7 protein-coding genes are annotated in these 12,909 nt (G+C 42.6%); 4 read left to right on the top strand and 3 right to left on the bottom strand.

The features are described 5' to 3' along the window. Positions 1–22 precede the first annotated feature (22 nt). Both hepC and OC25_RS23460 read right to left on the bottom strand, forming a co-directional pair. Positions 23–1,972, bottom strand: coding sequence for a heparin-sulfate lyase HepC (hepC, locus tag OC25_RS23465; RefSeq protein ID WP_039481645.1), 1,950 nt, complete (start codon positions 1,970–1,972; stop codon positions 23–25). Positions 1,973–1,987: 15 nt separating this feature from the next. Further along, positions 1,988–3,187, bottom strand: a complete 1,200-nt coding sequence (locus OC25_RS23460) for a glycoside hydrolase family 88 protein (protein ID WP_039481643.1) — start codon at positions 3,185–3,187, stop codon at positions 1,988–1,990. A 378-nt stretch (positions 3,188–3,565) separates the two neighbouring features. On the opposite strand from OC25_RS23460, the gene OC25_RS23455 reads away from it, so the two are divergent. The 4 genes from OC25_RS23455 to OC25_RS23440 all read left to right on the top strand — a co-directional run bounded on the left by OC25_RS23455 (position 3,566) and on the right by OC25_RS23440 (position 11,880). Next, on the top strand, positions 3,566–4,537 hold the full coding sequence (locus OC25_RS23455; protein ID WP_245222135.1) for an ROK family protein: 972 nt from the start codon (positions 3,566–3,568) through the stop codon (positions 4,535–4,537). Between the two features lie 825 nt (positions 4,538–5,362). After that, on the top strand, positions 5,363–8,515 hold the full coding sequence (locus OC25_RS23450) for a SusC/RagA family TonB-linked outer membrane protein (RefSeq protein WP_039481636.1): 3,153 nt from the start codon (positions 5,363–5,365) through the stop codon (positions 8,513–8,515). Between the two features lie 18 nt (positions 8,516–8,533). Continuing rightward, the gene (locus OC25_RS23445; RefSeq protein WP_039481633.1) at positions 8,534–10,408 is read left to right on the top strand and encodes a RagB/SusD family nutrient uptake outer membrane protein; all 1,875 of its coding nucleotides are present in this window, start codon (positions 8,534–8,536) and stop codon (positions 10,406–10,408) included. A gap of 101 nt (positions 10,409–10,509) precedes the next feature. Further along, the gene (locus OC25_RS23440; protein ID WP_039481628.1) at positions 10,510–11,880 is read left to right on the top strand and encodes a sulfatase family protein; all 1,371 of its coding nucleotides are present in this window, start codon (positions 10,510–10,512) and stop codon (positions 11,878–11,880) included. A 558-nt stretch (positions 11,881–12,438) separates the two neighbouring features. On the opposite strand, the gene OC25_RS23435 is transcribed toward OC25_RS23440, so the two are convergent. Continuing rightward, positions 12,439–12,675: a hypothetical protein gene (locus tag OC25_RS23435; RefSeq protein ID WP_039481625.1), complete on the bottom strand. Its 237-nt coding sequence runs from the start codon at positions 12,673–12,675 to the stop codon at positions 12,439–12,441. Between the last annotated feature and the right edge of the window lie 234 nt (positions 12,676–12,909).

Here is a 12,909-nt window from a genome sequence, read left to right as displayed (position 1 = left end):
GTTTATATTGCTATTGGTGTAATTATAGTTGTTGTTTAATGGTTTTTTCCTTGCCGTTTATGGTTAAGGTAAGATCTATTGTTCCGGTTTCGTAATTGTTGCCTGCATTTTCTTTTAACGACGCTTTAGGGGCTACAGTACCAGAATAAGGCATGACTAAACTTACAAAAGTACCCGGTTGGTTATTAAGCTTCTCTTTCTCGAAAACAAAAGCAGGGCGTGGTGTCTCTTTCTGGTACTCGTACGAAACAAAACTTTCTTCAGCTTTCAGGCTAATGCCTGTTTTGTTCAATACCTGAATGCTGAGGTTATTGCCATCGGCATAGGTGGTGTTAAACTGGAGGTTGTTTAGGTCAGCATCAGCTTTTGCATCTTCACTCAGTACGAAATGGATACCCAACGTGCCTGATGATGTGCCACTGGCTTTGTCGATAATGAGAAAGTACGATTGATCGATAAACAGGAAAGTACGCTGATGGTCTAAACCTTTATAATCCGGATTGGTATAGCTTAGCACTTGTACATCGCCATTGGGTTCCCATTTAACCAACCTGGCATTATTTTCGATGGTTTTGTTATCCAACGTAAGGGTTTGGTGTGCTTTGGTGCTGCGGTACCAGTCTCTTTTACTGTTTTCCTGGTTACCTACGTTAGCATATATAAAGCTTCCGGCGTCGGGCGTAAAATTGCGGCCATTTACCCATAGCACAAAATTTCCATTGTCAGGGTGCGAGTGAAATTCAGCTGGTGGGCCAGCTTTGATTTGCATCACCGTAGCTTTCTGGTTCCAGCCATTTCTAAAAGCATAAAATCCTGCATTGTTTAAAGCGCTTGATAAATATGCCGGTCGGCTGCCCGATTTGCCATCGGTAGCAAAATAAGCAATCTCTTGATCCTCCGGAAATACTTCTGCCCAGGCCTGATAATTTTTTATCATTGCGCCTTTACTGGTGATAAACGAATTGCCGTATAAAGGGAAAGTATAATCAGGAAAAGAAAATTTAGGTACGGCGGTAATCATTTTTTCAACCAGGTCGCGGTAGCTTTTCGGAAATTCGCTGGCTATTCCGGCATCTTTCGCCATTTTAAGCGCACGCAAAAATGTACCAATCGTACCAATGTGATAAGATGGCGATAACTCAAACTGCATCCCATCGGGATAAACCTGTTTGGTAATTTCTTCATTTAATACAGTTATACCACTTTTACGCCAGGTATTGGCCTGGGTAAATTCAGGGAAACTGGTGCCTGCCAGCAGCAAATGTTCGGCTTCGTACAGGCGGTGGTTACCCATATCAGTATAATTGGCCATTACATAATTGGCTTGCTCATTATAACTGTTTAGAAACGTTAACAGAAACTGCGGCGTAAAATTTGGCGAATTGATAAACTGGTTAAAGAAAGTTGCCCAGTTATTTAGCCTGAACGAAACCACAAAAGCTTTCCAGGCATAATCTTTATCATCGGCATAAGCACCTTGTCTGTTCTTTTTAATCCAGTCCTGCACTTCAAAAATCCATTCTTTGGCGTAATGTTCGTCGCCTGTAGCTAAATACGCACTGCCCAGCGATTCCCAGAAAGTAGTACGATGTAAAAATGTACTCAGCAACTGATCTTTAACCGGACGGTACTGCCAGTTAATGTCTTTTCCGTAATCAAAGGTGCCATAACCTTTGTGGGGTTTAAATTTATGCTGCAAAATATCATCGGCAAGTTGCAAGGTATTGGCATTAACCTTATTAGTAGCTTTGTCTGGACTTAAGGCTGTTTTGCGTTTGCGGAAATAGGCCAGTAATTGTGCAGAGGCCTTGTCGTAATCGTTTTTGGCAACAGCTTTAGCTACATTTTCGAGGCCTGGTTGAGAAAGGTTGATGCCGCTAAAGCTATTGCTGCCTACAGCTGGCTCCTGAGCAATTAAAGCAAGTGCCGAAAGGCAAAAAATGCTGACTGTTAACAAATACTTCTTAATCATCGTCTGTATGGTTTATTAACCTTTAATTTTTTTATAGCGATTTAATGCTTCCAGATAATAGTAATCTGCATAATCGAGCGGTGTATCTATTTCAGAATTGTATAAAAATGCCCCTACGCTATGTTTCAGTAAAAAATATTGGTTTTCTCCTGGTTTAGCCAGATAAGCGTCAGAAGATAAGGTTTTCAAAATATCTTCGGCATAGTTAAAATATTTTTGACCATCTTTTACCTGAGTACTTAAATCGAGCAGGGCAGAGGCAATTACAGCAGCAGCAGAAGCATCCCGGGGAGCTGCACCATCAGTATCCAGATCATCAGCATTATGAACATCCAAATCCCATGCCGGAATCTTATTTTTCTGCAGGCTCGGGTGGTTCATAATAAATCTGGCAATGTTTTCTGCCTGCGCTAAAAAGGCTGGGTTTTTACTGTTTTTATAACACATGGTAAAGCCATATAAACCCCAGGCTTGTCCGCGGGCCCAGGCCGATTCGTCTGTCAGGCCCTGGTGGGTAGCTTTTTTAATTATTTTTCCGGTTGTTGCGTCGTAATCTACCACATGGTACGAACTAAAATCTTTGCGGTAATGGTTTTTCATAGTTGTGGTAGCATGCGTATTGGCTATGGTGGTGTAATTGGGGTTGTTAAAGGTTTTGGCGCCCCAATATAAATATTCGAGGTTCATCATATTATCAATAATTACAGGATAGTGCCACCAGGCGAAATCCCACGAACGGATTACGCCAACTTTAGGGTTAAACCGGGCTGCCAGGTGTTTTGCTCCATCGGCCAGTACGGGCAGATAGCTTTTATCGCCGGTTAGCCTAAAAGCATTTCCGTACGAACAATAAAGCATAAAACCCAGATCGTGCGTATTGGTAATGTTGCGGATCGAATCAAGCGCCAGTGTAAATTTCTTAGCCTCAGCTGCCAATTGCTCATCTCCCGTAAGCTCATATCCGTACCATAAACTGCCTGGAAAAAATCCCGTAGTCCAATCGGTTAAACCGGCAAGTCTTACGGTTCCGTTCGGATTAACAGAACGTGGATTTTGACCGGGTTTATAGGTTTGGCTGGCTTTGTTCAACTGAAATGCGATCACATCAGTGGTTTTTTTAAGCCAACCAGCCGGTGGGTCATTTTGTACAGGCACAGCATAGCTGTTTAATAAAAGTGTAGTGGCCAGCATTATTAAGCAAAAAGCTTTTTTCATTGTGTTAAGGTTTGAATCTTTGATATTTGTTGATAATTGTTTTATAATTGTGAAATTAGGAGCATCCGGACACAAACACTTTTGATTTTTACCAGAAATATTTTGAATTTGGTTAAAACATCATTTTTAGCGGTTGTTTAGTGTATTCGAAATTAAAGCGTATTTTCTGGAAGGTATTTGAGGGGAACACTAGCCAATGTTAAAATATTTTAAGCCGAAACCTAAGTCCTCAATACACGCTACATTTTATTTTTAGCCCGGATTAAGAAGGATGATTATGCCACCAGTTTAATAAGTATGATAAGCATGCGGATTGAATTAGAAAATGTTGTGAGCTGGCAGGCAGGCTGAATAAACTAAGACTAAAACCTCAAACAAATGATAACTTTAAACAATGCCAACATGGACCAATCTTGTGCGATTGGGATTGACGTTGGTGGCTCATCGCTTAAATGTGGTGTGGTAAACCAGCAGGGAGAAATTTTATATTCCACACTAATTTCGCTTAAAAAGGCCAAAACACAGGGTGCAATTATTGCGCTTATTGTAGAGGCGATCCAAACCTGCGCTTCGAAAGTTAAACAACCTATTCTCGGTGTTGGCATAGGATTTCCGGGCACCATATACAACAATAAAATTATTGCCGGTGCCGATAATTTACCGGGCTTTAAGCAGCTGGCCCTGGGCGAAATTTTGCAGGATGTAACCCGTTATAACATTATCATGGATAATGATGCCAATTTAATGGGCCTTGGCGAAATGAGTTATGGTGCTGCCAAAGATTGTAGCGATGTGGTTTTCCTTACCGTTGGCACAGGAATAGGAGGCGCGGTGATGATTGATAATAAACTGTACGGCGGGTTTAGAAACAGGGGAACAGAATTAGGACACATTATTGTACAGCACAATGGTTTAGCTTGTGCCTGTGGTGCCAAAGGATGTTTGGAAGCCTATGCTTCGGTAACAGCATTATTGAAACATTATCAGTTTATTCATCCGGGCATACCCGAAACAGATGAAGTTGATGGCAGATATATCATAGAAAAGTACCTGGCAGGTGAGGAGTATGCAGTGAAAGCAATGGAACTACATTTCGATTACCTGGCTACAGGTATCACCAGTTTTATTAATATTTTTAGTCCTGAAAAAATTGTAATTGGCGGCGGTATAAGCGAAGCCGGAGCTTTTTACACCAGGGAAATAGAGCGGAGGATCAAAACATTAGCCGTTCCGGTGGCCTCACTCCATGCATTGGTTGTTCCGGCCAAGTTGGGCAACAAGGCAGGCTTACTCGGTTGTGCAGCCAACGTTTTTCAAAAATTTAAAGCATTCGATTACGTAACCACGTAAAATTTAATACTATAGCCCTCGTATGCAGCGAGGGCTATTCTTCTTTGTATTCATATAGTCCTCGTTTGCAACGAGGATTATTGAGAAGTGCATTTGTAATGCACATGCTATTAATTCAATCCTTCAGCGATAAAATCGCTAAGCTCAGGCATCCCCGTTATTCCAAAGGAATCACTTTGTGACAAACGGGGACGATAAACTGTGGGTAAAGTTTATACCAAACTAAAATCTGCGTAAAAATCTGTGTTATCTGCGGGAAAAATAAAGCCTTTAAATGGTTCATTAATCTGCTTTCTATATAAAGATTGCCATCCGATAGCTATCGGATCAAGCTGGCAATGACGAATACTGCGAATGGAATTGCAAGAGATGTGCGCACACGATAGGTTATAAACAAAGATTATTGAGAAGTGCATTTGTAATGCCCATTCCATTAATGTCTGATGTGGTTAATGAACATTAAAACAGCTCAATATCCAGCCAATAATACCGGTAATTTCTTTTTTGTAGTATTTATACGGCTATATATTTCAGTAAAAAAATAATTTATTTCTTACTCATTTTGTTATTAAAAGCGCCTGAAACGTATTAATTTGGCGGTATTAGTCAAATTTGATAGTATTTTAAACAAATTTGAAACTCCTTTTTTACCCCGATTGCTAAATTCGTTTCCGTTGATTTAACCAGATAAAGAAATAACCTGAAACAAACTAAAAAAAACAACTAACCAGACAGCAGCAGGAGATCATGAAAAGAAGAATCACCTAACTATGCGCATCAGCTTATATGCTTTAAGCACAATTTACAACTAACCAAAATCAAAAAATGAAAAGAATTATCATATTAATTGGCTTACTCTGCTTTTTTAAAGGATTACAGGCCCAAAATGTAGTCACCGTAAAAGGCGTGGTAAGAGATGGAACCAACCAACCCATTCCCGGGGCTACAATTACAGAAAAAGGAACTAAAAATGTCACGGTTTCTTCTAATTCAGGCGCTTATCAAATCAGCGTTAAAACCGATGCCGTATTGGTTTTTAGTTACCTGGGCACAAAAACAGTCGAACAAAAAATAAACGGTCGCACTACTATTGATGCAAAACTGCAGGATGATGTAAACAACCTGAATGATGTAGTGGTTATCGGTTACGGACAAACCGTTCAGCGTAAAGATTTAACCGGAGCTATATCATCATTAAAAGGAGCGGAGATTGCAAAAACACCTGTAGCCAATGTTGCCCAGGCCTTACAAGGGCGTATGGCAGGTGTGCAGGTAACCATGCCAAGTGGCGATCCGGGTTCTACGCCTCAGATAAAAATACGTGGTGGTTCGTCTATTACACAGAGCAACGAACCTTTATATGTGGTTGATGGTGTGCCTCAAACCGATGGTTTGGCATTTTTAGATCCAACCGATATCGAATCGGTTGATGTAATGAAAGATGCCGCTTCAACAGCTGTTTACGGTGCAAGGGGCGCTAACGGGGTAATTTTAATCACCACAAAACAATCCAAAGGTGGCAAAACCACGATCAGTTACGATGGCTATGTGGGTGTGCAAAAGGCACCTAAGTTTTTACCGGTACTGAGTCCGTACGAGTATATGCTGTATATTTATGAAAACTCAACCCGTGATGCTACCAGGGCACAGAAGTTTCTAAGCACTTTCGGCACTTTCGAATCGCTTGCTGCTAATTATGGAAACAGGGAGGGTATTAACTGGCAGGATGAAATATTTGGCGGAACAGCTTCAAGCCAGTATCATAAAATCAGTGTAAACGGAGGTAGCGGCGATACGAAGTATAACTTATTCTATTCACGTAACGTAAACGATGGTTTAATGCTTAAAAGCGGCGCCAATCGCGATATTGCTAAATTAACGGTAACCAATACACCGGGCAAAAAAGTAAAACTGAACGGGATTGTTAATTACTCTAACCAGAAAATATATGGTTCGGGCGGTACCCAGGAAGGTGGTAATGCGCGCCTGAGCATGTTACAAACCTTATTGCAATACCGTCCGGTAAATTTGCCAAACGTTTCGGATATCGGTTTAATAGATGATGTTTTAGACCCGCTGGATGATCCCGGTAACCCTGCCTTTCAAAGTCCGATTGTAACCGTAAATACCCGTCTGCGCGATCAACGCATCCGTTCGTTAAATGCAAGTGCTACGGCCAGATATGCCATCAGCAATAAATTTACTTACAATGGTTTGGTAGGCTTTACCAACACCTCGAGGGTTGATAAAACTTTTAACGATTCAGAATCCATTACGGCAATCCGGAATAAAGGGGCATCAGGAGGCATAGCTACTACTTTTAATAATCGTTTCAATTATAATAATACCCTTACCTATAGCGATGTTTACGGTAAAGACCACAAATTCGATATTACCGTAGGGCAGGAGTATATTTATAACTATTCGGAAAGTGTGAATGCCGGTGCTACCAATTTTCCCAATGTAAATAGTGGTTGGTATAATCTGGGCCTGGGTACCGTCGCGGCTTTCCCTTCATCTTATGCCGAAGAAGATAAACTATTGTCGTTCTTTACCCGCGCCAATTACAGCTATAAAGGCAGGTATATTTTAGCCGCAACATTAAGGGCCGATGGTTCTTCTAAGTTTGGCGAAGAAAACAGATGGGGCTATTTTCCTTCAGGCTCTTTTGCCTGGAAGGTAACAGAAGAGCAATTCATGAAGTCGTTAAATTTCCTTTCTGATTTGAAACTGAGGGCCAGTTATGGTACCTCTGGTAATAACCGCATTGCCAATTATGCCGCTTTGGGTATTTTTACTTCTGGCCAATATGCCTCGAATAACAGTATTTTACCTACGGTATTTCAGAATAGCTTAGCCAATCCATCCCTGAAATGGGAGGCCGTTAAAGCCACCAATATTGGTTTAGATATTGGTTTGTTAAAACAACGCATTGCCTTAACTGTCGATTGGTTCGATAACCGCTCTAAAGACTTGTTATACAATACCCGTATTCCGGCCAGTGCAGGTTTTACCCGCCAGTTTCAAAATATTGGTTCTACTTCAAGCAGGGGTGTAGAGTTTACCTTAAATACCGTAAACATTAAAAAATCAGACTTTAACTGGAGCACCAATTTCAACATCACATTCAACAAAACCAAAGTGTTAAAATTAAGCGATGGTGAAAATTCGTTAATCACCAGCAGCTATAACAACAGCTATCAGGATTACATTTTACAAGTTGGGCAGCCGGTAGGTACCATGTTTGGTTACCAGCAGGACGGGCTTTACCAGGTAAGCGATTTTAATTACGATGCTACGGCTAAAACTTACAGCTTAAAGCCGGGAGTTGTTCAAGATGCGCTTGCCGTACAGCCAGGTTATATCAAATTTAAAGATCTTAACGGCGATGGAAAAATTACCGATGCCGATCGTACTATCATTGGCAATGCCAATCCTAAATTCTCGGGAGGTATTAACAACACATTTGCCTATAAAGGTTTTGATTTAAGCATATTCCTGAACTTTACCCAGGGCAACAAAATTTTTAATGCCAATGTTAAGAATAACTTAGCCATTGCCAGCGATTTTAGCAATAACCTGGCTTTTCAGGCCGACAGATGGAGGACTATTAATGCAGCAGGGCAGGTGGTTACCGATCCGGCAGAGCTAACAGCACTTAATCAGGGTAAAAACTCCGTTGCATCTATACTGGGTAATACCAGCGGGCGTATGTACGATAGCGTAATTGAAGATGGTTCCTTTCTGCGCATAAGCAATGTAAACCTGGGTTATACTTTCCCGAAAAGATGGCTCGAAAAGGTTAAAATAGCCAATGCCAGAATATACGTTACCGCTTATAACCTGCATGTATTTACCAAATATTCGGGTTACGATCCGGAGGTTAGTGTTATTGATAATGCGCTTACACCAGGTGTAGATTTTAGTGCCTACCCAAGACCGCGATCATTTGTAGCGGGAATTAATATCTCTCTATAACCAAAATTATATTCCGTTATGAAAATCTTAACATCCAAAATAAAAGCTTGTGCGCTGGCCACTGCGTTAATGGCCGCATCGTTTAGCTCATGTAAAAAAGCCACCGAGGCCAATCCATATTCATATTTTACTACTTCCAATTTTTTCAGCACAGTAGATGAAGCCCAGCTGGCTACTACAGGCGTTTATGAAATTATGAAATACCCATCAACTTATGCCTGGTATGTACCCCTTATTTATGATAACGATTCGGATATCCAGTTTATAAGCGATGGGGTTACTCCCGATTGGCGAATTATTCCGCATTACCTGGGAATTCCGGAAACGCCATTTTTATACGAAACCTGGAGTGCCTTTTACAATGGTATTGACCGGGCCAACCTGGTAATAGACCGGATCCCGAAAATGGATGTCTACAATAGTGGCAGCAGCGATCAGAAAGCAGCCTTAAACAGGATGCTGGGCGAAGCTAAATTTTTACGGGGTTTCTACTATTCCGAACTGGTAAGGTTATGGGGCGATGTGCCTTTTAAACTTAAAAATTCAGAAACAGGTGATAATTTAAAATTGCCCTTAACCGACCGTTATCAAATCTATACACAGATTATTAAAGATATGCAGGAAGGAGCAGATTTATTACCCGCTGCACTGCCAACCGATGAGCGCGTAAATAAATTTGGTGCCAAAGCCATCCTGGCCAGGGTTGCCTTAGCTGCAGGTGGCTATTCGTTAAGGGCCGATGGAACCATGCAAAGACCAGCCGACTATAAAACCTATTATCAACTGGCGCAAACACAGATTAACGAGGTAATTGGCTCAGGACTGTATGCCCTGAATCCAGATTATTCGATGGTTTTCAAAAATCAAAGCATACAAAAGTTCGAGCCCAAAGAAAGCCTTTTCGAAGCAGGGGTTTATACCTCTACGTTGGCCACAACCAATCAATCCAGTTATGGAACCTTTAATGCCCCGCAAACTGCAGGTAGCACTACTTCTCCTTATGGTACTACGCAAAACCGTTGCTTTGTAACCAAAACTTTTTACGATACCTTTAAAGATGGCGATTTAAGAAGGGATTTTTCGATTGCCAAATATAGCCTTGATGCTTCTGGTAACCGGCTGAGCTTGCTTACCAACAACCGGATTTGGGCACCAGCCAAATGGAGCCGGGAGTACCAGAACAATTCTAATTTGGAACGCGTAAATACAAATATTAATACCGTATTGATGCGGTATTCGGATGTATTGCTGATGCGCGCCGAAGTTGAAAATGAATTAAATGGAGGACCTAATACTTTGGCTTACGAGGCCATTAATACCGTACGCCGCCGTGCTTATGGCCAGGCACTGGGCGGAAGCAGGGTAAACGTTACCCTTAGTAACGGCGGCACTGGTTATACTGCCATTCCGGTAATTAAATTTACCGGTGGGGGCGGTAGCGATGCATCAGCCGTGGCTACCATTAGCGGTGGCAAAATAACGGCTATAACCATGTTAAACAATGGCTTTGCCTACACATCGGCTCCTGCAATAACCATTACCAATACTGGTACAGCTACTGGGAGCGGTGCTACAGCAACGGTTACTTTAATGGCGCCCGCAACTGGCGTAGATTTGCCGGCTGCCTTAAGTCAATCTGCTTTCTTTCAGGCAGTGCAGGATGAACGTGCCTGGGAACTGTGTTTTGAGGGCACGCGTAAAGCCGATTTAATCAGATGGAATGTGCTGGCCGATAAAATTAAAACAACCCAGGCTGCCTTAAAAGTAATCAACTCGGTTTATCCATATAATGCAGCCAATAATTTTGTTGCTGGTAAGCATGAGTTATATCCCATTCCGCAAAATGAGAGGGATGTAAACAGTGGCATTACCCGCAATAACCCTAAATATTAAAATTAGTTAATCATTGCAGCAGCTATCCCATCAGGTGAAAGATTTAAAGTGCCCGTGATATGGTGAGATAGTCTGCTTCATTCGTTCCGTATATTTATACTATGAAATTCATTCTGGTTTGCCTCAGCTTCCTTATTGGCCTGCAAAAGCTTTCTGCCCAGCAGCAATCGCGTCCAAATATTCTGATCATTATGACCGATCAGCAAACGGCCGAAGCCATGAGTATTGCCGGTAACAAGGACCTGAATACCCCGGCTATGGATAAGCTGGCCAAAAATGGGGTTCGGTTTACCAGGGCTTATTGCGCACAGCCTTTATGCACTCCTTCGCGTACCGCCATTTTTAGTGGTAAAATGCCTTTCGAAACAGGCTTTGTAGGCAACGCAACCGAAAAAGACGGACAGTGGCCCGATAGCCTGCTCATGATGGGTAAAATATTTCAGCAGGGTGGGTATCAAACTGGTTATGTGGGGAAATGGCATTTGCCGGTACCCACTAAAAAGGTGAGTCAGCATGGTTTTACCTACATCGAGAACACCAATTTCTTAGATTATAACGATGGGGCAACGCCCTCTTTTTGCGCGCGTTTTATTAAAGAGAACAAAGAAAAGCCATTTTTACTGGTGGCCTCATTCCTCAACCCACACGATATTTGCGAATGGGCCCGCGATGAAGATTTAAAAATGGATGTACTTGAAAATGCCCCGCCTGCAGATCAGTGCCCGCCACTGCCGGCTAACTGGCAAATTCCAGCTAATGAACCCCAGATTGTACGCGATCAGCAAAAAACAGTAGGCTTACGTACTTATCCATCGGTAAATTATACACCCGAAAAATGGCGCCAATACCGCTGGGCCTACAATCGTCTGGTAGAAAAAGTAGATCAGTACATTGATCAGGTATTGTATTCGCTCAAAAAATATGGCGTAGAAAAAAATACCATCATCATTTTTACGGCCGACCATGGCGATGGTTATGCCGGGCATAGCTGGAACCAGAAACAGATTTTGTACGAAGAAGCCGCTAAAGTTCCTTTTATTATTGCTAAGATGGATGGCTCATTAAAACCCCGGACAGATGAAATGCTGGTGTGCAATGGAACAGATATTATCCCCACAATTTGTGGTTTAACTGGTATTCAAAAGCCTGCTTACTTAAAAGGTTTGGATATTAGCAAGCGATTAAACAATCCAGCTCAAAACCTGCGCGATACACTCGTTATTGAAACTGATTTTGCCGATAACGAACAACTGCTTGGCATTAACGGACGCGCCGTAATTACCAAAGATTTTAAATACATCGTGTACAATAAAGGAGCGATTAAAGAGCAGCTGTTTAATTTAGCCAATGATCCCGGCGAGATTAAAAATCTGGCGGTCGATAAAGCCTATAAAAAGAAACTGATTGCTATGCGCAACCACCTTAAACAATGGTGTAAAAGCAATGGCGATCAATTTACAGTAGCCCTATAATTTTCTTCCAGCTACCGGTTTATTGCTTGTTAGAAAGTCAGAGGCCCGGAGACGGAGGTCGGAAGTCTGGGCGTTTAGGATATCGCCCATTGCTTAGGTGTCTGAGGTGGTCGAGTGAGTTTAGAGTTTAGAGTTGGGAGTTTGGAGTTTGAGGGGGATGTCGCTTGCTACTCAGGTGTGCTTAGGTGTCTGAGGTGGTCGAGCGAGTTTGGAGTTTGGAGTTTGGAGTCTGAGAGGATGTCGCCCGCTACTTAAGTGTTCTTAGGTGTCTTAGGTGGTGAAAAAGCTTAAAGACTAAAGCTAAAAGCTTGGTGCCCTTAGGTGTGCTGAGGTGGTGGATAGTCGTGAATTTGGTGTTCGGAACAGGGTCGTCGGTGTTCGGAACAGTGCCATCGGGGTTCAGAACGAGGTCGTCGAGGTTCGGAACAGGGATAGTCGGTGTTCTGAACAGTGTCGTCGGTGTTCGGAACGAGGTCGCCGGGGTTCGGAACGGGGTCGCCGGGGTTCTGAACGAGGTCGCCGGTGTTCGGAACGGGGTCATTGGTGTTCGGAACAGTGTCATCGGGGTTCGGAACAGGGATAGTCGGTGTTCTGAATAGTGTCGTCGGGGTTCTGAACAGTGCCATCGGGGTTCTGAACGAGGTCGCCGGGGTTCGGAACGGGGTCGTCGGTGTTCGGAACAGGGTCATCGGAGTTCGGAACGGGGTCGTTGAGGTTCGGAACAGTGTCGTCGAGGTTCGGAACGAGGTCGCCGGAGTTCGGAACAGTGCCATCGGGGTTCTGAACAGGGATCATTGGTGTTTAGAGATACAAAAAATGCAGCTTTGATTTCGATTAGCATCTCGATTAAAGTAGATCTTTCCCCCTTTGAAGGGGGCAGGGGGATGATAATTGAGATAATGGAATATGTAAAATGGACTATGTAATAAAACACCCAACTTTGTATCCTCTGCGTTTTTTTCCTTTGTGTACTTTGCGGTTAAAAGAAAAGTCGGATGTCGGGGGGCGGAGGTCAGAAGTCTGGGTGCT

The organism is Pedobacter kyungheensis, from assembly GCF_000812965.1.
GTDB classification, from domain to species: domain Bacteria; phylum Bacteroidota; class Bacteroidia; order Sphingobacteriales; family Sphingobacteriaceae; genus Pedobacter; species Pedobacter kyungheensis.
This window is presented reverse-complemented; position numbering and strand designations above follow the sequence as displayed.